Raw genomic sequence first — 22,961 nt, 5'->3', positions numbered from 1 at the left:
CGTGGGGGAGCCGCCCAACCAGGCGGCTCCCCCACGTCATACCAAGGAGCAATGGATGATCACCGAAGAACAGTCCCGACGCATCCTCGAAGCCGTCGACGCCGCTTTCGACGCCCAGCTGGCCTTTACCCAGGAATTGGTGAAGCACCCGTCGCTGCGTACCCAGGAGGGCAGTGCCCAGGACCTGCTGCACTCGGCCATGGCCGCCCGCGGGCTGGACATGGACCGCTGGCAGCTTGACCCCGAGGAGCTCGCTACGCACCACGGGTTCGGGCCCGTCACCGTCTCCTACGAGGACATGACGAACGTCGTCGGCACCTACCTCCCCGCCTCCGAAGCCGGCCGCTCGCTCATCCTGAACGGGCACGTCGACGTGGTGCCGGAGGGTCCGGAAGAACACTGGTCCCGCTCCCCCTGGGACGCACCCATCATCGACGGCTGGATGTACGGCCGCGGCGCGGGTGACATGAAGGCCGGACTGGCCGCCAATCTCTTCGCTTTCGACGCCGTCCGGGCCGCCGGTCTGGAACCGGCCGGCCGCATCCACTTCCAGTCAGTGGTCGAAGAAGAATGCACCGGCAACGGTTCACTGTCCGCGCTCATGCGCGGCTACCGGGCGGATGCCGTGATCATCCCCGAGCCCGAAGAGGACATGCTGGTCCGCGCCAACGTCGGCGTGCTCTGGTTCAAGGTGCGGGTTACCGGCAGCCCGACCCATCCGCGCGAGATGGGCACCGGCTTCAACGCCATTGACGCCGCCTATACCGCCATGACCGCTCTGCGCGAGGTCGAGGAGAAGTGGAACGCCGACCGCGGCCAGCACCGCTTTTTCGAGGACCTGGAGCACCCCATCAACTTCAATTTCGGGCAAATCGCCGGCGGCGACTGGCCCTCCAGTGTTCCCGCGTGGTGCGAATTCGATGTGCGGGCGGCCATCTACCCCGGCACCCCGGCTGAACAAGCCTGGAACGAACTGCAGGAGCGCCTCGCCCAGCTGGGGACCGGGCCGGCGCCCATCCATGCCGTCGCCACCAAGACCGGATTCTTTTCCGAGGGCTACGTCCTGGAACCGGGCAGTGAGGCCGAGACCCTGTTGCAGAGCACGCACCAGCAGGTCTTCGACAGCGAGCTCGGCAGCTTCACCACCCCCGGCTACCTCGACGGACGCGTCTTCACGCTCTACGCCGACACTCCCACGCTGGTATACGGACCGATCTCCGAAGCGATCCATGGCTTTGACGAGCGTGTCTCCGTCGAATCAGTCCGCCGCATCACCAAAAGCATCGCGCTGTTCATCGCCAACTGGTGCGGGGTGAAAGAGCGGGGATAGGGCTTTTGCCGCCGACACCGGTTCCGGCCGGTGTCGGCGGCATCCGTCTAGTCGCCCCGTTTCCGGACAAATTCGGGCAGTTGCCGGCCCTCCCACCACGACACCACGTGGTTGATCACCGTTCCCAGCACCAAGGACACGGCAATGGCCAGCAATACGGCGAACTCTGTGCTCAGCTGGGGCCAGGCACCGGAGAGGGCACCGACGCCCACCGAGTAGGCGGACCACAGCACGCCGGCAATGGCGGAGTGTGTCAGGAACCGGCGGCCGGGCTGGGGAATCATCCCAGCCGCCACATTGAGCGTCAGCCGCCCCAAGGGCACAAACCGGGACGTCAGCACCAGTGGCAGGCCTTTGCGCCCCAGCCGGGTCCGGGCGGCACGGAAGCCGGATTGCCAGTGGTTTCCGGAGAAGACCTTGCGCTCCGGGAGGTTGAAGCGCCGCACCAACACGAAAGTCGCCGCGTCACCCGCCACCGCTCCGGCCAGCATGGCAGCCATTAGCAGGTAAGGGTTCAGTTGATCGGTATGCACCGACAGCGAACCCAGCGCAACAAAGAGCGTGGTGCTCGGCACCGGGGGAACCATGGCGGACACGGTCACGATTAACGCCCCGGCAAGATAGATCCACCAGTAATCCAGGCTGCGCAGCAGTTCGCCGAGTTCCTCCATCCCTCTATCCTCTCCGAAGCACACAGGCGGAAGTACCAACGGATGCCGCACGGGTGCTTCAACCGTGCTGGTGCCTAGACTTAGGCCATGAGCAACATGGAGACTGCACCACGGGAAGTGGTCTGCACGTTGGAAGCCGAGGCCGCCGACGTGGAAGTCCTGACTCCACGGGATGTGCCGCTGGGCGGGATCCGTGCCATGAACGTTCGTCGGACCCTGCCGCAGAAACGGCGCAGCCTGATCGGGGCCTGGTGCTTCCTCGATCACTACGGGCCGGATCTGGTCTCGCAGAGCGGCGGCATGCACGTTCCCCGGCACCCGCACACCGGCTTGGCCACCGTCAGCTGGCTGTTCTCGGGCAAGATCGCACACCGGGATTCCGCCGGCTTTGAAGCGATCGTGCGTCCGGGCGAGGTGAATCTGATGATTGCCGGCCGCGGCATCTCCCACCAGGAATTCTCGACACCGGACACCACCCTCCTGCACGGCGCGCAGTTGTGGTTCGCGCTTCCGGAATCGACCCGGAACATGCCGCCGACCTTCGAGCACTATGCGCCGGAACCCGTTGTCGGCAACGGAACCGAACTCCGGGTTTTCATCGGCAGCTTGGCCGGCTCCACCTCCCCGGTCAATACGCGCACCCCGCCACTGCTTGGCGCAGAAGCGGTCCTCCGGGCCGGATCGCGGCTGGAACTAGACCTGGACCCTGATTTCGAACACGGCATCCTGCTGGATACCGGCGACCTTCGGCTGGACGGGGAGGAGGTACCCGTAGACCACCTTGTCTACCTCTCCCCCGGCCGCGGCCGCGTGGTGCTGGAGGCGGGTGATGTCCCGGCACGGGTGCTGCTGATCGGCGGCGAGCCGCTGGGCGAGCAGATCATTATGTGGTGGAACTTCGTGGGAAGGAGCCACGACGAGATCGTCGCCTACCGCGCCGCCTGGCAGGCCGAGATCGACGTCGAACCAGCCCCGGAACCAGCCGGTGGCACCTATCCGGACGGTACCCCCTATCCCCGGTTTGGCCCGTACCCGGAGGGGACGCCGGCCCCTCTCCCTGCGCCAACGCTGCCAACCGTCCAACTGCGCCCCCGCGGCTGACCTGCATGACGCTCCCCCACCTACAGGAGACAGCATGGAATCCGAATCGACGATCACCGTCCGCCCCAACGCCGAACGCCACCGTTACGAACTGATCGACGGAGACAAGGTCATCGGCAAGGCCCACTGGCTGCCCTTCGAGGGCAGCACGGGTCCGGAACGGATCTTTTTCCACACCACCGTCAAGGAGGAATACTCCGGCCAGGGGCTCGCCGGACGCTTGGCCCGCTACGCGCTCGAAGACACCTCTGCCGCAGCCGTGGCCGCGGTCACCGTCTGCCCCTATTTCAAGGCCTATGTGGAAAAGCATCCGGAATACCAGCCGAATACCGTTCCCGTCCGCCCGGAACACCTCCAAGCGGTCGCAGAGCTCAGCAGCTAGCCGGAGTGCCCGGCGGCAAGGGCGGCAGCTTTCGATTCCGCCGCAGCTTTCAAGGATGTCCATCCTTGAAAGCGGCCGGATGTCCACCCCTGGATTCGTGCCGTTCGTCCCAGCATCCGGACCCACCGGAACTGACGCCGGTGCCCGCCAGTTGTTAAGGCGAGAGATGATCAGGCAACGTGTCCCGGCTATGAACCCGGGCAGGCGAGGAGCAAGACGTGGGAATGTTCGACAAGTTGGTCCAAAAGGGCAAAACCATGGCGGTCCAGTATGCCAAAGAGCAGCTGGCCCAACGGACCGGTCAGCAGCGCCAGAACCGGCCGCAGGACTCCGGAGCCGGCTACGGCCAGCAGCCCGGCAACGGATATCGACAGGACCGCGGATACAACGATGGCGGCTATGACCGGCGCGGCGGTTACGACGGACAGCAGTATCCATCGGCGCCGCAGCCGCATGCCGGCAGGGCTGGCCAAAGCGCCGGGCGTGACGCCGACCAGGCGGCCATCGCCAAGTACAAGTACATGCTTCAGACGGCCCCGCCGCAGGATATGGAGCGGGCCCATGCCGAAGCCTTCGCCCGCCTGACCCCGCAGCAGCGCGCCATGCTCCGGGACGATCTCAACCGCCAGCTTCCTGCCTCGGAGCGGGCCGCCTCCGACCGGCCGGAAACTTTGGCCAGGGCCGCCACCCGTGCCGAGGTAGCCCAACCGGGCTTCATGGAACGGATCCTCGGCCGGAGCGGATCGGGACGCGGCGGCGGCAGCCTGGCAGCGGGAGCCGCCGGTGCCGCCGGCGGTTTGGGCGCCGGGCTGCTCGCCGGTGTGGCCGCCGGCTTCGTCGGTTCGGCCATCGCAGGTCCCCTGCTGGACGGGTTCTCCGGCATCGGGGAGGGAATCGCCGGCGCGGCGGACGGCATCGGCGACAGCGTTGCGTCCGCCGGGGAGGGCTTTGCGGACAACGCCGGCTTCGGCGGCCTCTTCGGCGACGGTGCCGGTGGCTTCTTTGGCGACGGCGGCGGCGGCTTGGGCGACTGGGAAATCTAACTCCGCCGTCGTCCGGGTGTTGCCGGCTGGCAGGGTTACCGGGCTTCTGCGATCGCAGTAGCCTTGCGGATGTCGGGCCGCCTCCTTGGGGCGTCCGCGGCCAAAGGATCCACGGGCCGGCCTGTGCCGGCCGCCGGGAAGGAAGAATCCCATGCCCACTTACAAGATCGGCTATTTTGTCGGCAGCTTGTCCAGCACGTCCATCAACCGAACACTCGCGAAGGCTCTGATCAAGCTGGCTCCTGACAGCCTGGAGTTCAACGAAATCCCTATCGGGGACCTGCCCCTGTACAGCCAGGACTATGACAACAACTATCCGCCCGAGGGCAGGGCGCTGAAGGATGCCATCGAAGCCGCCGACGGCATCTTGTTCGTCAGCCCCGAGTACAACCGCTCCATTCCGGGAGCCCTGAAAAACGCCATCGACTGGGGCTCCCGGCCGTGGGGCACCAACTCCTTCGCCCGCAAGCCCACCGGCATCGTCGGCGCCTCTCCCGGCGGCATCGGCACTGCGGTGATGCAATCCTCCATGCGCGGTGTCCTGAGCTTTCTGGATGCTCCGCAGCTGAACGCGCCGGAGGTGTACATCGCCTTCAAACCGGAGGTCTACGGGGAGGACGGCGAGGTCAAAGACGAATCGACCAAGGGCTTCCTGAGCCACTACATGGCGGAGTACGGTGCCTTTGTCGAACGGGTCCTTGCCGTCAACGCGCCCGGCCACATCGGCGACCCGGACACCGATAAATAGCCCGCCGCGTCGACTGGCCCCACCCGTCGAATGGCCCGCCCCGTCGACTTGATGACTGAGCCCCTCCGATCGGTGTATCGATAACGCCCCTGTTTCTGGGGGCGTTATCGCTACGGTCAATCCTCTGGGGTGGCATCAGCGATCGTCAGAGCCGCTCAGTCGTAAACTTCCGGCCCCTCGTCGTAGGCGTCGAACTCTTCGGAGGCACCGCCGTCGTCGATGTCCTCCGCAGCCGGCGGCGGGCTGACGAGCAGTGCCGTCCCCTCGTAGGGTCCCAGCTGCAGGTAGAAGCTGTGCAGGTCGTCCACTGTGCCGATGGCATCGCCGCTGAATGCGTCGGTCACTTCCGACCCCAACTCCAGCGCTTCGGAGCGGACCGTGCCGGCCACCTCCTGGCCGGAGAAGTTCAGCACCGTGACCTCCTGTCCGCCGTCGACCAACTGGTGCACCATCACCAGCATGCCGCGGTGGGAGACGTCGGGGACATCGATGAGCGCGCTCTTGGCAATGCCGTACTCGTCGCGGACGGCCAGGATCCGTGTCAGCTGCCGCGCAAAGGACGACTCGTCTTCCAGCTGCTCGGGCAGCGTGCCATACAGTGCCCGCGCCATCGGCATGCCGGCCGTTGACGTCTGCGCCGACGGATCGAAGCCCATCAGGTCGTGCGCGCCGCGGTTGATCCAGCGGGTGTCCCCGCGGGACATCAGCCGGGCCACCTTGCTGCGGTCCAGCGGAAGGATTCCGCAGAGGTCCCAGCCGGAGAGCGCAAACACACCGGGCTGCAGCGCGTTGTACATGGCCAGCAGCAGGTGCACCTTCCGGACCTCAGCCGCCTGTTCCTCCGTGATGGAGTCCAGCTCGGTAATGCCAAGCACCGCGGTGATCACGCTGGCGGTGGTGCAGGCGATGCCGTTGGCGGTGAAGACCAGGTTGTAGGGCGCGGCCTCGCCGGTGATCCCGTCCCGCAGCGTCTGCTGCACCTTGTGCGCGAGCTCCGCGCCGGTGAGCTCCTCGCCGTCGAGCTCGTAGAGGTCGTCCTTGTGCTTGGTGGTGAAGTGCACCAGTTCGTAGGTCAGCTCGTCGTGGTTCTGCAGCGCGTGCACCAGCGACGCCTGGTCGATGCCGATCTCCATGGCCAGCCGCAGGGTCAGCCGGAGGAACTCCGTGTCCGCGGTGACCAGGGCATGGTGGTACGCCGGACGGGTGACGAAGTCGTAGGACAAATCCGGACCGGTTTCCGACGTGGCCTTGATGTCGTCAATGCTGAGGTTCAATTCCTGGAACGTGAAAGCGCCGACCTTGCGGACCATGCTGCCGATGATCTGGTTGGCCGCAGCGGAGAGCGGATGCCCTTCCGACCAGCCCGGCGTTTCCTCGGCGCTTTTCTCCACGCCCAGGAACCCGTTGGCGTCCAACCGCAGCGCCCCGGTGCCCAAATCCACCAAGGAATGCAGCGCGTCGCCCATCACCAGCCGCATGCCGGAAAACGTGGGATCCAGCCAGTTGATGGAGGGCTGGCCGGCCTTGAAATAGTGCAGGTACACCCAGCGGTGCGGCTTCCCGTGCGTGTCCAGGACCGGCGGCGTGGCGCTCCAGTTGGTTTCCTTCACGCCCGGCTCGTAGAAGATGACCCGCTGCAGCTCGCCGATGATGTAGCCGGCCCGCTGGAGGGCACGCTCGGTGGCGACGTCGATATTGACCGAGTCCTCCCCTTCCGGCACCTCGGGCAGCAGGTCCCAGTCCGACTCGGGAATGTCGATCATGTGATAAATGCCCGGGTAGTCGCGGAAGTTCATCTCCGCCAACCGGAAGTCGGCGCCCTTGCCGGTGTGGCCCGGCACGATGTCGTCCACGATGGTGCCGCCGTGCTCGGTGGCGACTTCGCACATGCGCCGGAACTCGTCCTCGGTGCCGAACAGCGGGTCGATGGCCATGCTGATCCGGTCGAAATGCCCGTCCACGCTGGGGGTGTGGTCCCAGCCGGTCAGGCCGCCGGCCAGCTTCACCGGGCCGATATGGATGGCCTTGATCCCGATCTCTTGGAACGCCTCCCACAAGTCCAAATCGCCCAGTGCCGCCAGGAACGTCTGGCCGGGCCGGGTGATCAGGGACAGCGGGTAGGCAGTGAACCAGACCGAGGCCTTCTCCACCGCGGCCCGCGGATCCGGATAGGCGTAAGGGTTTTGCCACATGCTGGCCTGCCCTGACAGCTGCCGGGCCAGCACCTTCGCGTCGCCCAACATGGACTGGTTGCGCAGCCACTCCACGTAGACGCTGTTGCGGGCATCCGGGTCGAACGGCGGGCGGCCGGGCATAAAATGCCGGCGCCGGGCCGTCGGCCGCAGCGAGCGCGGGCGGGCCGGGTAGAACTGCTCGTCGAACGTGATTTCCGGAACCTGCGGTTCGGCCTCGGGCTCGACCTCCGGTTCAACCTCTGGATCCAGCTCCGGGTCGACCTCCGGCTCGACGGCGGTGCTGCCGCCCTCTGCGACGGCGGGAGCACCGCTGTCGTCAAGGTTAGTGCTGTCAAGAACATCGTGCCCAGGAACCGAATCGTTCATGGCGTCATCTCCTTCGTGCAGGACTTCTGGAATATTCCAGACCGGCTTGCTTCCAACACTGCCAGACGGGCGGTGCCATCACTACCCCCGCGCCGCGGCAAGGACCGCCAAAGCCGCCCGAAGATCGACCATGAAGCGTCGTATACGGAGCGACGCTGGACGATCCAGGCAGAACTCTCGAACGGAACTTCGCCGGGGCGCTCTCGCTATCGAGAAGCCTCGGTGGCTGCTTGCTCCACCTTGGCCAGCAATCCCGCGAGCTGGTTGCGTTCCTTCTGGGTCAAACCGGCCAGCAGTGCGTGTTCGGTGTCCACATGGTCCGGCAGCGCTTTGTTGATCAGGTCCAATCCGGCGGGCGTAAGGGTGACCAGCTTTCCCCTGCCGTCATTGAGGTTTTGGGCCCGGGCAACCAACTGCCTCTCTTCCAGCCTGTTCAATCGCTGCGCGATGGCCGCGGACGTGACCATGGCACTCTCGGTCAGCTGGCGGGGACTCAGCGTGTACGGCTTGCCGGACCGGCGCAGTGTGGCCAGCACGTCGAAACTTGCCGAGTCCAGATCATGGCGGGCGAAGGTTGCGGCAAGGACGGCGTCGATCTTCCGGGCGGCCCGGGAAATCCGCCCGATCACCGCCATGGGCGAGACATCCAGATCGGGGCGTTCCGCAGTCCACTGCTCAAGGATCCTTACTACCTGATCTTCCATGCAGCCCAGCCTAGGTTATTGCTAAGCACTTAGCTATAATGGCTAAGTGCTTAGCAATAAATGGGTGCTTCTGACAATGACCGGCATCGCTCCGCTGACATGGGGCACCACGTATGCGGTGACCACCGAGCTCCTGCCGCCGGACAAGCCCTTCCTGGCCGCTGCCGTGCGGGCGCTGCCTGCCGGATTCATCCTGCTCCTGGCGGCCCGCCAGCTGCCTCGCGGCGACTGGTGGTGGAAAGCAGCCCTGCTCGGCGCACTGAACATCGGCGTGTTTTTCGCACTGCTCTTCATCGCGGCCCACCGGCTTCCCGGTGGTGTGGCCGCGACCATCGGCGCAGTCCAGCCTCTGCTGGTGGCGGTCCTGGCCTCGCGCTGGATCGGCGAACGGTTGACGGCGGCCAAGATTGCCGCCGCAGCCGCGGGTCTGGCCGGCGTGGCATTGCTGGTACTCCAGTCCGAAGCCAGGCTCGACGCTCTGGGCGTGGCGGCGGCGCTGGGCGGAACCGCGTCCATGGCCGCAGGCCTGGTCTTGACCAAAAAGTGGGGGCAGCCAGCTACGTCCCTGGCCGTCACCTCGTGGCAACTGACGGCCGGCGGTCTACTGCTGGTCCCCTTGGCCCTGTTCGCCGAGGGCCCGCTGCCTGCACAGCTGACCGGGCCGAACGTGGCCGGGTACCTGTACCTGTCCCTGGTGGGCACAGCGCTGGCCTATGCGCTGTGGTTCCGCGGGCTGCAGTTGCTGCCCGCATTCAGCGCCTCGCTGCTGGGGCTGTTGAGCCCAGTGGTCGCCACATCCGCCGGCTGGTTGCTCCTGCACCAACAGCTCTTCCCGGGCCAGATCATTGGCGCCCTGCTGATCCTAGGCACCCTCGTGGCCGCCAATCTGCGGCGAAGGACGACGGCGGGGCACGCACCGGCCGTCGGACCGCCGAACGGAGTGCCTCGAACGGCAGTCCCTGGTCGAAACCAGGAACGGGTGCAACCGCAACTGGCCAGATCTAGCGCTTCCGGCGAGGCGCTGCACGGATGGATGCGCCGAGGGCTGAAATGAAACCGGGGCCGTGGACTCGGAGCGTAGGACGGTCGGGATGAGCCTGGATTAAATGAGGGGGCCTACCCTCTTGCCCTTTCCAGCGCATCTGCCCCAAAATGGCGCGTAGCCGCGCGAGCCCCACGAACTGGCAAACCTCAGTTCCGGCCGTACGGTGTTTGGGGGAAGGACGGTGCGCCATGCGTACCAGCCGAATGCTGCTTGTCCTGGCCACTGTCTTGGGTCTGCTCACCGCCGGGTTCGTGCCCAGTGCCCAGGCCGCCATTCATTGGACTCAAAGCGAGGCGCGGGGACCCAACCACACCAGCCGCGTGGTGCTGAGCTATGACGACTGCCCGAGGACCCTGACCTCTTTCACAAAGGTCGTTCAATACGCCAAAAAGAAAAGCATCGGACTCGTCATTGCCCCCACCGGCGGATGCCTGCAGAAGTACAAGAGGAAATACGGCGTCGACTTGGTGAAGCTGGCCCGCTCGCACGGCCAATACGTCATCAACCACAGCATCAACCACCGCCAGGATATGAAGACGCTTAGCTGCGCCGCTGTGGCCCGCGAACTGCGTGCCCCCGGCGTCGTGACCAACTACGGCCGCCCGCCGTACGGCCGAATCGACGATTCGGTCCGCTGCGGCTACCGGAAGGTCGGCATGAAGCCCTGGCTGTGGACCAGGGGCAGCTATGACACCCTGGGCAAAACAAAAGCGCAGGTGGTTTCCAGCGTGGCGAAGATAGCCACCAAGGGCGGCACCATTCTGATGCATATGCAGTGGAACGGCTTCAACCCGGATGCCATCGGCAAGATGAAGTCCAAGCTGGCCGACCGAGGCCTCAAGGTGTGCCGGGCTTATCGCGGCAAGGACAATAAAGGCTCAGTCCTCACCAGTCCTGTGAAGCTGCCGTCAAAGCTGCCTTGCTAGCTGCCGGCTGGATGCTCCGCCGATGTGGGACTGTCAACTGGCGCGCGCGGTCCGGATTTCGTCGACGTATTCGGCAGTCACCAGGATCGGCAGATGGTCCGACTGGCCGCGCGGCAAGGTCTCCACGTTCTGGATATCCAGCCCCAACGACGTGGCGAAATCGAAGTGGCCGCGGAAGAGCTTGTAGCGCGTGTAGGTTCTGCGGTTGCTCAGGGTCAGGGCATAGCCGGTTTCCTTGAGGTGCTCCACCAGGTTTTTAGTGAAGAAGGGGTAGTTGAAATCTCCCACCATCAACGTCATTTGCAGGCCCGGACCGCCCATCCCCAGCAGGGCCTCGTGTCCGGCCTTGATCTGGTGCCGGCGCAGGGAGTTGGTGGCCGTGAGCGGGGCGGCGTGGAAGTCGCCGACGACGATTTCATGCTTGCTTTCGTTGTCTACCATCTTGACCCCGAGCAGCCGCTCGTGGGCCGGCGCCAGCACGTAGTCGTGCAACGATTTCTTGAGTTCGAAGGTGTTCGTCTCTACTGCGGAGAATCTTTTCTCGTCGTAATAGATGGCCAGGCCCAGCCTGTTCCCCTTAGTTGAATCAGCCAATTGCAGATGGCCCAGCTTGTCCGGGAGCTTCTCTGTGTCCGCTTCTTGCAGGCACATGACGTCTACTTCGTAGCGGTCGGTTAAAGCTTCGAGTTCCGCGCTCGCACTGTGCTTCCGGAGGTTGTAGCTAATAGCTTTCAACAAGGGATCACCCTTCCAGGCGGAGGTAGTTGTTGCTTGCGGCTTATCCTACCGAGCCAGTCTGGGTGAGCCACACAGGCTCCGTCTGCCGGAGGTATGAAGCAGCGGATTCCAGTCGCTCCCCGTACGCAAGCGAGAGCGGGGCGTTTCTACGCACTGCGGCAAGAGACAGCGCGCCAGCCCTTAGGTCCCGCAGAAAGTCCGGTAAGCGCCGAAGTCTTCCGGCGGTGCGGCGGCATAGCGTTCCAGCCCGGGGCGCTCGTCGTAAGGGCTGGTCACCGCGGTCAGGAGCCTGGTCAGCGGGGTCAAGTCGCCTTCCTCCGCGGAGGCGAGCACCTCTTCGACCAAGTGGTTGCGCGCAATGTAGACGGGATTGACCTGGTCCATCAGGTCGGCATCCGGTTCGAAGGGACGCCAACGCGTCATCCACTCGTCGAACCCGTCCGGGTTCGGAAACAGGCGCCGCGCCGCTTCGGCGTGGCCCCGGGCAGCCGCGCCAAGGCTCCGGAAGAACGAGGTGTGGTCCACATGGCCCTCTTGCAGCAGGTCAAACACGTCATTGACTAGCCTTGAGGACGCTGTCGGGTCGACGTCGCCGTGCAGGCCGATCTTGGCCCGCGCGCCCTTCGACCACGCTGCGCTGTACTCGCTCCTGAAGGCGCGGAGTGCTTCTGACGCCAGTGCGGCAGCCTCCGTCTGGTCGTCGTGCAAAAGTGGCAGGAGGGACTCGGCAAAACGGGCGAGGTTCCACTCGGCGGCGAGGGGCTGGTTGGCGTACCCGTAACGTCCGCCCTCGTCGATCGAGCTGTACACCGACGCGGAATCGAAGGCATCCATGAAGGCGCAGGGCCCGTAGTCGATGGATTCACCGGAGATGGTCATGTTGTCCGTGTTCATTACTCCATGGACGAACCCCACCAGCATCCACTGCGCCACCAGCGAGGCCTGGGCAGCTGTCACCGCTTGAAACAGCGCCAGATAGGGGTGCTCGGCGTCGGCAGCGGCAGGATAATGGCGGGCAATTGCATGGTCGGCGAGTCGGCGCAGGAGACCGTCGTCGCCCGTGGCCCGCGCGTACTGGAAACTGCCCACCCGCAGATGGCTGCTGGCCACCCGGGCAAGAACTGCCCCCTGCACCTGGGTCTCGCGGTAGACCGGCAGCCCCGTGGTCACGACGGCGAGGGAGCGCGTGCTGGGGATGCCCAAGGCATGCATCGCTTCGCTGATCACAAACTCGCGGAGCATCGGGCCCATCGCGGCCTGGCCGTCACCGCTCCGGGCGAAGGGCGTGGGTCCGGAACCCTTCAGGTGCAGATCGCGCAGACGGCCTTGCTCATCGGTGATCTCACCCAGCAGGAGGGCCCGCCCGTCGCCCAGCCGGGGAGAGTACCAGCCGAATTGGTGGCCGGCGTAAGCCTGTGCCACCGGAGTGGCGCCGGCGGGAATGAGGTTGCCCGTCAGCAGGAGCAGGCCGTCGGGGCTGCGCAGGACGGCCGGATCCAATCCCAGCTCGTGGGCGAGCGGTTCGTTGAGAATCAGCAGCCGCGGGTCAGGGACCTGCTGCGCCCGCCATGGAACGGCCAACTCCGCAAGCTCCCGGGCGAAGCGACCATCAAATTCCACGATTGATTGTGCTGGAGCACTCATCCTCCAAGAATAACTACCACAGCGGATACGGCGTCACCCCGAACGGGGGCCAGAGCCCACAGGAAGGCCACCATGAGCAACCAGATCCTCGACATCCTCAACCGGGCCGGAGAAGAAATGGTTTGGGTTGGGCCGGACCACCCCACGTACGAACTGCTGGCCGGGCTGGTGGCTTCCGTGCAGCAAGCCTGGCAGGAAGGCTATGACCATGGCCGCCGCGGGGACGCCAACCACAATCCGTACCGGGGCTACTGAAAATAAGGCGTGCTACCCCTAGCAGTCCCTTCGCAGATAGGCAAAGCTGAAAGGAGGGGAATCAAGGCCTGTCCACCCGATGCCAAGCTGCTCTCCTTCGGCGGCCGGGACGGCCACGGCCTGGCGCCCTCCTCCTTCCGGCATGGGACCGGATGGCAAACACAGAGAGGTGTTGTGAGATGACTGATTTGGCAAGCACACCAGGCCAAACCACCCAGGTCACTACGGGGCTCTACATTGGGGGTGAAGTCCGCACCAACGGTGAGACCTACGCCGTGGCGGACCCGGGCAAGCCCGACGTCGTCGTGGGCTACGCCGCTGCCGCGTCCAAGCAGGATGTGGCCGACGCCGTGGCCGCGGCGAAATCCGCCTTCCCGGCCTGGGCTGCCCTCGGCGCGAAAGAACGCGCGGCCCAGCTCGCCGCAGCGATCGAAGGCCTTGCCGATCTGCGGGACGAGGACGCGGCCATCCTGTCCCAGGAAAACGGAAAGATCCGGATGGAGGCCTGGGTGGACGCTCTGGTCTTCGACATCCGCTTCCAGCTGGCCCTTTCCCTCGCCGACCAAGTGGACCAGGGCAAGGTCCTCGAACCGGCGCCCGGCATTCCGGTGACCACCTCGGTGGCCTACCAGCCGCTGGGCGTGGTGACCATCATCGTCCCCTTCAACTGGCCCATCGCCATCCTTGGCGCCTCGCTGCCGCACGCGCTGCTGGCAGGCAACACCGCGATCGTGAAGCCACCGCCCACCACGCCGCTGGCGATCACCCGGGTAGTGCAGCGGGTGGCGGAGAAGCTGCCGCCGGGTGTGCTGAACATCGTCACCGGCCATGACAGCGAGATGGGCGGCCTGATCCAGAACGACGACGTGGCCAAGGTCTGCTTCACCGGCAGCGTGGGCGGCGGCAAGAAGATGATGGAGATGGCCTCCAAGTCCCTGACCCGCGTCACGCTTGAGCTGGGCGGCAACGACCCGGCGGTCTTCCTCGATGACGCCATTCTGGACGACACGCACCTGGACCGGCTGTATGCGGCGGTCTTTGATACCACCGGGCAGATCTGCATGAACGCCAAGCGGGTCTACGTGCACCGCTCGCGGATGGAGGAACTGGTGGCCGGGCTGTCCGCAAGGCTGGAGAAGGCCGTCATTGGTTACGGCCTGGACGAAGGCACCACCATGGGGCCGCTGCACCAGCCCGCGCAGAAGACGTTCGTCGAAGAGCTCATCGCCGAGGCCAAGGCAGCCGGTGCAGACGTCCGCGAGTTCGGCGAACTCCCCTCCGACCCCGCGTTGCAGGGCGGCAACTTCCTGAAGCCGGCGCTGGTGGTGGACCCGGATCCGTCCCTGCGCGTGGTCACCCAGGAACAGTTCGGTCCGGTCGTCCCGATCATCCCCTTCGACAGCGAGGAGGACGCGATCGCGGCCGCGAACGACACGTGGGCAGGCCTCTGCGGTTCGGTGTGGACCGCGGATAAGGACAAGGCCAACGAGGTCGCGGCCAAGCTGGTCTGCGGCTACGTCTGGGTCAACGACCACGGGGCCACGCGGCTGGACCTGCGCGCACCGTTCGGCGGCATGAAGCATTCCGGCTTTGGCCGCGAGCAGGGCATCGAAGGCGTCCGCGCCTTCCAGGACACCCGCTCCGTGGCGCACCTGGATGAAGCGGCCGCAGCCGCAGGCCACTAACAACAACGACGGCGGACGGCCGGCAGCGCGCGGCAAACGGCTGTCCCCGCCCGTCCGATCACTGGACGGGCCGGCTCCCCCAGCAGGGGAACCGGCCCGTTCGCTCGGAGCTGTGCCGCGGCCGGGCGCAGGGCCTCCGGTCAGACGTCCTGGGCCGTCCGCCAGCCGCCGCGGTATTCGTTGCGGGCGGTGACCGAGTACGGTGCCGGGCTGACTACCGCGCGGACCTCGAGCTGCTGGTGCGGCTCCACGGTGGTCTTGCGCGTGCCGCCGTCGGGCTCTCCCCACACCACCTTCACCTCGGTGCCGATTTCCACGTCTGGGTTGACGGTGGCCAGGGACAGCGCCCTCTTCTCGTTGGCGCTGTAGCCGGTGAACAGGGACAGGCCCACGTTCGTGCCGCCGGCGTCCACGATCGAGTCGTAGTTCGAGGACCCGTAGTTGGCGTTGGGCAGGTCGAAGTATTTGTACGGCGTGCCTTCGGTGTCGAACAGCGAGGCGAAGATTTTGGTCATGTCCTCCGCGTTCCAGGCCAGCGTCACCTTCTTGCGCTGTTCAGCCGGGTCGATCTTCTCCAGCGCCTCGCGGCCGATGAAGTCGTGGTCGAATTTGACGAAGGAGCCATAGCCCAGCTCCCACGGGTTCAGGTAGTAGTCCTCGATTTTGTCGGAAACGAAACTGCCGGCCACGGCATTGACCGCCTCGTAGCTGTCGGCGCCGAGCCATTCCCGGTAGGGCCGCAGCTCCTCGCCGGAGTAGATGGCCGGCAACGGCGACGGGATCCAGCCGGATTCCAGCGTGTTGGACGAATAGGCCCGGGCGCCGACGGCCAACATGCCGAACTCCTGCCCGGCCGCCAAGATGGCTTCACGGACCCGGTCGTAGGATTCGTACGGCCCCCACAGTTCTAATCCCGGAGCCCCCGCCATGCCGTGCCGCAATGTGCGCACCTGCGCCCCGGCCACCTGCATGTGGTCCATGCTGAAGAACTTCAGCTGCTCCACCGGGCCGCCGTTGATCTTTTCGATGATCTGCCAGGCGTTCGGACCCTGGATCTGGAAGCGCCAGTACTTGCGCTGCACCGGCTTGCCCATCGGCCGCGACGGCGACCGGCGGTCCACCTCCAGCTCCACGTTGTACCCGCCGGCCTGCCCGTGGAAGAGCAGCCAGTTGGCGGCCGGCGAGCGCCCCACGTAGACGAACTGGTCCTCGGCTTCGTGGAACAGGATGCCGTCGCCGATCACGTGCCCGGACGGCGTCGTCGGCACATACTGCTTTGCCTTGTTCACCGGGAAATTGGCCACCGAGTTGACCGCGGTGTCGGAGATCAGTTTCAGCGCATCCGGGCCCTTGATGAACAGGTTGTCCATGTGGTGCGTCTGGTCGTACAGCACGGCGGTGTCCCGCCAGGCCCGGACCTCGCTGCGCCAGTTGGTGAACTCCGGCGCCACCACCGGATAGATGTAGGCGCCGATCTGCGAATTGCGCAGCAGCTCGACAGTATTGCCGGCCTGGTCCAGGACCTGCTGCAGGTTCTGTGCACTCATGATTCCCCTCTCCCCGCCGGCCGCGGCCGGCGTATCTTGTCCGATGCCCCGTAACGGAGGCATGTTGTTCGGTTGCAGGTGGCAGGGGAACCGGCATGACTCAGCTGCCGGGCTCCGCCCGCATGATGGCAGTGGCAACGCTCTTCAGGTGCTTTTCCATGGCCGCTGCGGCCCGCTCCGGGTCCTTGGCGCAGACGGCGTCCACAATCTCCAAGTGTTCGGGCAGGGAGACCGAGGGCCGCCCCGGCTGCATGGCCAGCCGGAACTGGAACCGGACGCTCTGGCCGCGCAGCCGCGCGATCAGGGCCGCCGCCGTGTGGTGCCCGCCCAGTTCAATCACCCGGCGGTGCAGCGTCTTGTTGCATTCCGAATACTGCAGCAGGTCGCCGGTCTCCACGGCCTGGCTCATGGTCCGGCCGAGGGCCTGCAGCTCCTGCACGTCCTCGTCGGTGACATGCTCTGCCGCCTTCGCGGCGCAGATGGCCTCCAGCGCGGCCCGGACTTCGGTGATTTCCACGGCTTCCTCCACCGAGACCGCGCGCACCCGGGCGCCCCGGTTCTGGATCCGCTCGACCAACCCCTCCAGCGTCAGTTCCGCCAGCGCGGCCCGGACGGTGGCCCGGCTGGCGTTGAACTCGGCGCAGATGTCCGCCTCCACCAACCGTTGGTTGGGGACCAGTTCGCCCCGGTCAATTGCCCTCTTCAAGCCGGCGACGACGGCGGCTGAGTCGGTGGACTTCGGGACGGCGGGTGGGGTGGTGTTCACGCGTGGCTGCTCCATGCTGGTTAGTGTGCTGACACAGTTGCTGTCAATAACGTAGCCTCCCGGTGTTCAGTGCTCGTCCGGCACATCGATCGGCGGCGTGCCGTGGGTGTGGAAGGTGGAGATGGTCTGCATCCCCCAGGCCTGGCCCTTCTTGCGTTCCGTTTCGCTCCAGACCACCGGTTCCCAGTCCGGTGCCAGCAGCAGCCGCGCCCCGGCGTTCGCAAACTCGATGCGGTTGCCGCCCGGCTCGTAGACGTAGAGGAAGAACGTCTGGTTGATGGTGTGCTTGTGCGGGCCGGACTCGATGTGGATGCCGTTCTCCAGGAAGATGTCGGCGGCCTTGAGGATGTCTTCCCGGGTGTCCGGGGCGAAGGCGATGTGGTGCAGCCGCCCGGAGGCGCCCAGGTTGTCCGCGGAGTAGACCAGGTCGTAGGACTTCTGGCCGAACCGGAACCAGTGTGCCGCGGTGCGTCCGTTGTCCAGCCGGATCAGTTCGCTGTCCTTCAGGCCGAGGACCTCCGCGGAGAACTTGGCGTTCTCCTCCACGTTGGCGGCCAGATAGTTGATGTGGTCCAGCCGCCGGGCGTTGACCCCGTGGCCGGGAAAGCGGGAGGCCTGGTTCTTTAGCGCCGGCTTGTCGTCCGAGGCCTGGTACCACTCGGTCTCGTAGTAGACGGACATCGGGTGCCCGTCCGGGTCGGTGAAGTGGAAGGACGGGCCGACGCCGAATTCCCCGTCCTGCCAGTCCCCGCCGAGTCCGGCGTCCTGAATCGAAGCGACCAGCCGTTCCAGTGCCTCAGGGGACGCCGCCCGGTGCGCGACCAGTCCGACGCCGGAGGCCGCGCGCGGGGTGAGCTTGATGCTCCAGTTCTCGTAGTCGTCCCAAGTGCGGAGGAAGACCGAATCGCCGGCGCGTCCGACTTCGCGCATGGCCAGCAGGTCGTTGAAGAACCAGTAACTCTCGTCGAATTTGTCCGTGAAGAGCTCGATGTTGCCGAGATGGGCGATATCGCGGTGGTGGGGTTTCATGCTGATCCTTCACGTGGGTGCTGGTGGGTGTGTTCGCGGGGAAAAACGGTGCCGTCGAACAGCTTTCGCGCTGTCCGCAGCACCGTGGAGGACTTGGTGGTGATGCCGGCCGGCCCCTCTTCCAGGTCGGCGCCAACGTCCAGGAAGCCGGTGGGATGCTCCAGCCGCAGCGGTCCGCCCTCCGCGGGCAGCCGTGCCAGTTCATGTCCGACGGCGCCCGGCAGTTGGATGCCGGCGGCCACGGTGGTGCCGCCGAGCACGCCGATGGAGGTGTGGCAGCGTACCGGCAGGAAGCTGCGGGTGGCCACCGCTCCGCCGTTGCGCGGCGGCGCGAGCAGCACCAGCTTGGGCACCGTCTTACCGGAGACATCGCCCATGCCCATCAGCTTGGCGGCCTGAAGCCGGATCCGGGCCAGCCGGCCGGCCAGTTCGGTGTTGGTTTCCAGTTCGGCCGGGCTCTCGTAGCCGGACACGCCCAGGTCGGAGGCCCGCATCAGGACCGACGGCATGCCGTTGTCCACGCAGGTAGCCTCGACGCCGTCCACCACATCCTTGGTGTGGCCGGTGGGCAGCAGGGCTCCGGTCGAGGAGCCGGCGGTGTCGGCGAAGTCCAAGGTGATGGGCGCCGCCGTGCCGGGCACGCCGTCGATGGCCGCGTCCCCGCGGTAGTCCACCCGGCCGGCGGGCGTCGCGAAAGTTGCCGTGGCAATGCTGTCCGAATTCACCATCCGGATGCGCACCGACGTCGTGCTTTCCTGCGCCGGGACCAGTCCGCGTTCGACGGCGAAGGGGCCGATGCCGGCGAGGATGTTGCCGCAGTTCTGGCTGTCCGTGACGGCGGCCTCCTCCACGGCCACTTGCAGGAACAGGTAGTCCACGTCCGTGGCGGCATCGGTCGACGGGGAAACAACCGCCACCTTGCTGGTCAACGGGTGCGCCCCGCCGATGCCGTCGATCTGCCGGGCATCCGGGCTGCCCATGATCCGCAGCAGCAGGTCGTCCCGCTCGGCCGGGTCGGTTGGCAGGTCGTCGGCCAGGAAGTAGGCGCCCTTGGAGGTGCCGCCGCGCATCAGCAGGCAGCGCACGCCGTCGTCGTTGTTGCGGGGCCCGCCGGAAGACGACCCCGCGCGCGGAACCCGGGTGCCGCCGTCGTGATCAGCCGTCATAGTCCTCAGCCGCCACATATTGCACGCCGAGCTTCTCCAGCAGCGGCCGCAGACCGTAGTAGTCCAGGCCCAGCGTCCCCTCCCGGAACACCGACCGGGTTTTCTCCTCCTTGGCCTCGCGCGCCTTCGATGCCTCGATCGCGGCCGGGACGTCCAGCCGCGGCACGCAGACCACGCCGTCGTCGTCGGCCAGCACCACGTCGCCGGGCCGCACCGTGATCCGGCCCAGGGTGATGGGCACGTTGACCGCCCCGGCGCTGGCCTTCACCGTGCCCTGCGCGTGCACGGCCGCCGACCATGCCGGGAAGCCCATTGCCTGCAGTTCGGCGACGTCGCGGATGCCGGTGCTGGTGACCACGCCGCGCACCCCGCGGTACTGCAGCGCGGTGGCGAACAGCTCGCCGAACAGCCCGTCGGTGCATTCGGAGGTAGTGGTCACCACCAGGATGTCCCCGGGCTTGCACTGTTCGATGGCCGCGTGGACCATCAGGTTGTCGCCGGGCCAGCAGAGCACGGTCACGGCGGTGCCGGCCACCCGGACCCCGGACTGGATCGGCCGGAACTGCGGGCCGGCCAGGCCGGTGCGGCCCATCGCCTCGTGCACCGTGGCCACGCCGAAGCCGGCGAGCGCATCGACAGCGGCCAGCTCGGCCCGAGGCGGGTTGGTGACAATGACGTTTTTCATGCCAGTTCGGTGGTCACTTGCGGGTAGTAGCGCATGTACGCCTCGCCCTTGGTGTCGGTGGGGAAGCCGAGGTTGGGGCCGGCGTTGCGCTTGACCTGCACGCCGCGCCGGGTGGCCAGGTCCGTGTAGTAGTCCCACATGTGCTGCTGCGCCGCCAGGCACTCCATCGCCTTGCGCTTGGCGGCGAAGGCCTCGGTGATGTCCAGCAACACGTTGGGCTTGAAGTCGCACTGTTCGGGCTGGTGCGGTTCGAAAAAGAACACCGGCGGCGCGCCCAGCGGATCGCCGGGCGCGTCGTAGCCGATGGCCTGCGCCAGCACGCGTGCGTCCAGCGCCATCCGCGCGGCGGCCGGGTGGTCCCCGTTGTAGGGGTCGACCAGCGGATGGGTCAGCACCACCGTCGGCTTGACCTCGCGGTAAATCTGGACCAGCTGGTCCACCAGTTCGCGGGTGGGCACCAGCGGGTAGTCGCCGGCATCCAGGAACCGGACCTCCGCGCCGAGCACCACCGCCGCATTCTCCGCCTCCTCGCGCCGGATCGCCTTGATCTCCTCCAGGCCCTTGCCCTCCCGCCAGGCTTTGGCGGACTCGCCGCGCTCCCCATAGGACAGGCAGACGACGACGGCGCGCTCGCCCCGCTGCGCCGCGGCGGCGATCGCTCCACCCGCCCGCCAGACAAAGTCGCCGGCATGGGCGCTGACCACCAGCAGAGCCGGTTCGGTGTTGTTCACGAATTCTCCTTGCACTCGGACTGGTGTGTGTGAAGTGAATCACCGCAAACCAAGATTGTCAACAATTCTGGTTTCAGATTGCCGTGGGGTGGTGTGGTACGCCGGGAGCGGCGACTGGCGTCCGGGAGAGTAGGGTGCGCCCGGGAGCGGCGGACCTGCGTCCGGGAGGGTGGGGTGCGCCCGGGAGCGGCGACCGGCGTCCGGGAGAGTAGGGTGCGCCCGGGAGCGGGAACCCTGCTCGGGCCACTGCCGGCGTACAGGATGCGCCACATTGGGCCGAGGAGACTAAGGGTCGCTGGTGGTCGACACCGTGCGGGAGCTGCAAACTCAGGGTCCTCCATCCATCAAGCGGCAGAGTCGCTATGCATTCCGCGGCAATGTGGCGCATCCTGTACACGTATGCCGCCCGACACCCGCCGCCGCCGCACGCAGGCCCTGCTAGCGCACGTTCCACGCCCTAAGTGCCCAACGTCCGGACCCGAAGCCGAGATGACGAAGCCCGGCGAACCTCCCCGACACCGCACTTCCCATCCGCGGATGTGGCGACGATGATTTCGTGCATGGACGTTCCGTCATGAACAAGAGCCGGCTGGAAGCCTTCAGCGACGGCGTGCTGGCCATCATCATCACCATCATGGTGCTGGAACTCCATGTGCCCGGAGAACCCACCTGGCAGGCCCTCTTCGAGCAGGCCCCCGGATTCTTCAGCTACCTGCTGAGCTTTGTCTACGTGGGCATCTACTGGAACAACCATCACCACATGCTCCATCTCGCCGGGAAGATCAACGGCACCGTCCTCTGGGCGAATCTGCACCTGCTCTTCTGGCTGTCCCTGTTCCCGTTCACTACCCGGTGGATGGATGAAACGGGCTTCGTCACAGTGCCCGTGTTGGTCTACGGGTTCAACCTGCTGCTGGCCGCCCTCGCCTACTTCCTTCTGGAAACCAGCCTTATCCGGCAGCAGGGCCACGACGGCGCACTGGCGCAGGCGCTGGGCCGGGACTGGAAAGCCAAGGTCTCCCCTGCCATCTACGTTTTCGGTATCGCTCTGGCGTTGTTGCAGCCCCTGGCCAGCATCGCCGCCTACACGGTGGTGGCGTGCATCTGGCTGATTCCGGACCGCAGGGTGGAGCGCTTCCTGGCCCGGCAGGAACAGGAAGACTAAGGCGCCAATGTCCATTGCCGCTGCGGTGCGCCCCCGAGTAAGCTCGCGCATGTCTCCACCACACTTCCGCTGAACAGGAGCACTCCATGCCCAAGCCCACCTTCAGCCCCGGCGCCCCCTGCTGGGTCGACCTGATGACCTCCGATCCGGAGAAGGCCAAGCAGTTCTACACCGAAATTTTTGGTTGGACGTACGAGGTCGGGGACCAGGAAAAATACGGCGGCTACACCATGGCCTTCAAGGACGGCCAGGCGGTTGCCGGCATCATGCAGAGCCAAGGCTCCGACTACCCGGACGTCTGGACCACCTACCTGCGGGTGGAGGACATCGACTCCGCCACCCGGGCGGCCGCTGCCCACGGCGGCCAGGTCCACATGGAGCCCATGGAGGTTCCGGAGCAGGGCAAGATGGCCTTGATCGGCGATGCCGGCGGAGCAGCCGTCGGCCTGTGGGAGTTCGCCGGCCACACCGGATACCAATTGGCCGCCGAGCCCGGCGCCCCCGCGTGGCACGAGCTCTTCACGCGTGATTACCCCGCCACCGTGAAGTTCTACGAGGACGTCTTCGGCTGGGACACCGAGGTCTTAAGCGACACCGACGAATTCCGCTATACCACCCTTGGCTCCGGCGAGAACGCCACAGCCGGCATCATGGACGCCAGCGCCTGGCTGCCCGAAGGCGTCCCCGCCCACTGGCGTGTCTACTTCGCGGTGGAGGACGCCGACGCCGCCGTCGAGAAGGCTACGGCTCTGGGCGGCAGCGTGGTCCAAGCTGCCGAGGACTCGCCCTTCGGCCGCATGGCCACGCTGACCGACCCCACCGGCACCGTATTCCTGGTCGCGCAGAGCCTGCCTCGGCAGTAATCCGGCCGCCCACCCAACACGGCACCACTGTGTTTAATAACGACGGCGGTGCCCGGCGGCCGGTCGGGCGCCCGCCTTGGCCGCGGGCCCTATGTGCGCGCCGCCGTGTTCGTGCGGTTCCCGCAGCGTGGCGGAAATCTTCAAGACCGGACACCGGCCGCGCACCTAGCTTGGAG

22 protein-coding genes are annotated in these 22,961 nt (G+C 66.3%); 11 read left to right on the top strand and 11 right to left on the bottom strand.

The window, feature by feature from the left end; genetic code table 11:
- The first annotated feature begins 55 nt into the window (after positions 1–55).
- The gene (locus tag AC5RWX_RS08780) at positions 56–1,330 is read left to right on the top strand and encodes an ArgE/DapE family deacylase (protein WP_493939392.1); all 1,275 of its coding nucleotides are present in this window, start codon (positions 56–58) and stop codon (positions 1,328–1,330) included.
- Positions 1,331–1,377: 47 nt separating this feature from the next.
- Here the strand turns inward: AC5RWX_RS08780 and AC5RWX_RS08775 are convergent, their stop codons facing one another.
- Positions 1,378–2,001, bottom strand: coding sequence for a DedA family protein (locus AC5RWX_RS08775; RefSeq protein WP_493939393.1), 624 nt, complete (start codon positions 1,999–2,001; stop codon positions 1,378–1,380).
- A gap of 87 nt (positions 2,002–2,088) precedes the next feature.
- On the opposite strand from AC5RWX_RS08775, the gene AC5RWX_RS08770 reads away from it, so the two are divergent.
- The 4 genes from AC5RWX_RS08770 to AC5RWX_RS08755 all read left to right on the top strand — a co-directional run bounded on the left by AC5RWX_RS08770 (position 2,089) and on the right by AC5RWX_RS08755 (position 5,275).
- A complete protein-coding gene (locus tag AC5RWX_RS08770; RefSeq protein WP_493939394.1) occupies positions 2,089–3,102 on the top strand; it encodes a pirin family protein in 1,014 nt (337 codons plus the stop codon).
- Between the two features lie 34 nt (positions 3,103–3,136).
- The gene (locus AC5RWX_RS08765; RefSeq protein ID WP_493939395.1) at positions 3,137–3,484 is read left to right on the top strand and encodes a GNAT family N-acetyltransferase; all 348 of its coding nucleotides are present in this window, start codon (positions 3,137–3,139) and stop codon (positions 3,482–3,484) included.
- Between the two features lie 224 nt (positions 3,485–3,708).
- A complete protein-coding gene (locus AC5RWX_RS08760) occupies positions 3,709–4,527 on the top strand; it encodes a hypothetical protein (RefSeq protein ID WP_494097288.1) in 819 nt (272 codons plus the stop codon).
- Positions 4,528–4,678: 151 nt separating this feature from the next.
- Positions 4,679–5,275 (top strand): NADPH-dependent FMN reductase, encoded by a 597-nt coding sequence (locus tag AC5RWX_RS08755; protein WP_493939396.1) that lies wholly within the window; start codon positions 4,679–4,681, stop codon positions 5,273–5,275.
- A 155-nt stretch (positions 5,276–5,430) separates the two neighbouring features.
- Here the strand turns inward: AC5RWX_RS08755 and treS are convergent, their stop codons facing one another.
- Complete coding sequence (gene treS, locus AC5RWX_RS08750; RefSeq protein WP_493939397.1) at positions 5,431–7,836, bottom strand: maltose alpha-D-glucosyltransferase; 2,406 nt, start codon at positions 7,834–7,836, stop codon at positions 5,431–5,433.
- Between the two features lie 206 nt (positions 7,837–8,042).
- Positions 8,043–8,540, bottom strand: coding sequence for a MarR family winged helix-turn-helix transcriptional regulator (locus tag AC5RWX_RS08745; RefSeq protein ID WP_493939398.1), 498 nt, complete (start codon positions 8,538–8,540; stop codon positions 8,043–8,045).
- A gap of 46 nt (positions 8,541–8,586) precedes the next feature.
- On the opposite strand from AC5RWX_RS08745, the gene AC5RWX_RS08740 reads away from it, so the two are divergent.
- Positions 8,587–9,594, top strand: a complete 1,008-nt coding sequence (locus AC5RWX_RS08740) for an EamA family transporter (RefSeq protein WP_494097271.1) — start codon at positions 8,587–8,589, stop codon at positions 9,592–9,594.
- A gap of 179 nt (positions 9,595–9,773) precedes the next feature.
- Positions 9,774–10,511, top strand: coding sequence for a polysaccharide deacetylase family protein (locus tag AC5RWX_RS08735; protein WP_494097270.1), 738 nt, complete (start codon positions 9,774–9,776; stop codon positions 10,509–10,511).
- Between the two features lie 33 nt (positions 10,512–10,544).
- Here AC5RWX_RS08735 and AC5RWX_RS08730 read toward each other — a convergent pair whose 3' ends face one another.
- Positions 10,545–11,246 (bottom strand): endonuclease/exonuclease/phosphatase family protein, encoded by a 702-nt coding sequence (locus AC5RWX_RS08730; RefSeq protein ID WP_493939464.1) that lies wholly within the window; start codon positions 11,244–11,246, stop codon positions 10,545–10,547.
- A gap of 183 nt (positions 11,247–11,429) precedes the next feature.
- Entirely contained in the window at positions 11,430–12,893 is a 1,464-nt protein-coding gene (locus AC5RWX_RS08725; RefSeq protein WP_493939401.1) for a protein adenylyltransferase SelO, read from the bottom strand.
- Positions 12,894–12,965: 72 nt separating this feature from the next.
- Here AC5RWX_RS08725 and AC5RWX_RS08720 point away from each other — a divergent pair, with 72 nt between their 5' ends.
- Both AC5RWX_RS08720 and AC5RWX_RS08715 read left to right on the top strand, forming a co-directional pair.
- On the top strand, positions 12,966–13,148 hold the full coding sequence (locus AC5RWX_RS08720; RefSeq protein ID WP_493939402.1) for a hypothetical protein: 183 nt from the start codon (positions 12,966–12,968) through the stop codon (positions 13,146–13,148).
- A 179-nt stretch (positions 13,149–13,327) separates the two neighbouring features.
- Positions 13,328–14,833, top strand: a complete 1,506-nt coding sequence (locus tag AC5RWX_RS08715; RefSeq protein ID WP_493939403.1) for an aldehyde dehydrogenase family protein — start codon at positions 13,328–13,330, stop codon at positions 14,831–14,833.
- Between the two features lie 140 nt (positions 14,834–14,973).
- Here AC5RWX_RS08715 and ligM read toward each other — a convergent pair whose 3' ends face one another.
- The 6 genes from ligM to AC5RWX_RS08685 all read right to left on the bottom strand — a co-directional run bounded on the left by ligM (position 14,974) and on the right by AC5RWX_RS08685 (position 20,757).
- Positions 14,974–16,380, bottom strand: coding sequence for a vanillate/3-O-methylgallate O-demethylase (ligM, locus tag AC5RWX_RS08710; RefSeq protein WP_493939404.1), 1,407 nt, complete (start codon positions 16,378–16,380; stop codon positions 14,974–14,976).
- A 100-nt stretch (positions 16,381–16,480) separates the two neighbouring features.
- Complete coding sequence (locus AC5RWX_RS08705; RefSeq protein WP_493939405.1) at positions 16,481–17,161, bottom strand: GntR family transcriptional regulator; 681 nt, start codon at positions 17,159–17,161, stop codon at positions 16,481–16,483.
- A gap of 51 nt (positions 17,162–17,212) precedes the next feature.
- Positions 17,213–18,175, bottom strand: a complete 963-nt coding sequence (locus tag AC5RWX_RS08700) for a VOC family protein (RefSeq protein ID WP_494062762.1) — start codon at positions 18,173–18,175, stop codon at positions 17,213–17,215.
- Positions 18,172–19,341 carry a 4-oxalomesaconate tautomerase gene (locus AC5RWX_RS08695; protein WP_493939407.1) on the bottom strand — a complete coding sequence of 390 codons (1,170 nt, stop codon included), beginning with the start codon at positions 19,339–19,341 and terminating at the stop codon, positions 18,172–18,174. Before AC5RWX_RS08695 ends, AC5RWX_RS08700 begins: the two co-directional genes overlap by 4 nt.
- Positions 19,331–20,026, bottom strand: coding sequence for a 4-carboxy-4-hydroxy-2-oxoadipate aldolase/oxaloacetate decarboxylase (locus tag AC5RWX_RS08690; RefSeq protein WP_493939408.1), 696 nt, complete (start codon positions 20,024–20,026; stop codon positions 19,331–19,333). Before AC5RWX_RS08690 ends, AC5RWX_RS08695 begins: the two co-directional genes overlap by 11 nt.
- Positions 20,023–20,757, bottom strand: a complete 735-nt coding sequence (locus AC5RWX_RS08685; protein ID WP_493939409.1) for a PIG-L deacetylase family protein — start codon at positions 20,755–20,757, stop codon at positions 20,023–20,025. Before AC5RWX_RS08685 ends, AC5RWX_RS08690 begins: the two co-directional genes overlap by 4 nt.
- 574 nt (positions 20,758–21,331) lie before the next feature.
- Here AC5RWX_RS08685 and AC5RWX_RS08680 point away from each other — a divergent pair.
- On the top strand, positions 21,332–21,922 hold the full coding sequence (locus AC5RWX_RS08680; protein WP_493939410.1) for a TMEM175 family protein: 591 nt from the start codon (positions 21,332–21,334) through the stop codon (positions 21,920–21,922).
- 86 nt (positions 21,923–22,008) lie between these two features.
- Positions 22,009–22,785 carry a VOC family protein gene (locus AC5RWX_RS08675; RefSeq protein ID WP_493939411.1) on the top strand — a complete coding sequence of 259 codons (777 nt, stop codon included), beginning with the start codon at positions 22,009–22,011 and terminating at the stop codon, positions 22,783–22,785.
- The last annotated feature ends 176 nt before the right edge of the window (positions 22,786–22,961 follow it).

The sequence above is a fragment of the Arthrobacter sp. SPT-J7 genome, from assembly GCF_059089965.1.
This window is presented reverse-complemented; position numbering and strand designations above follow the sequence as displayed.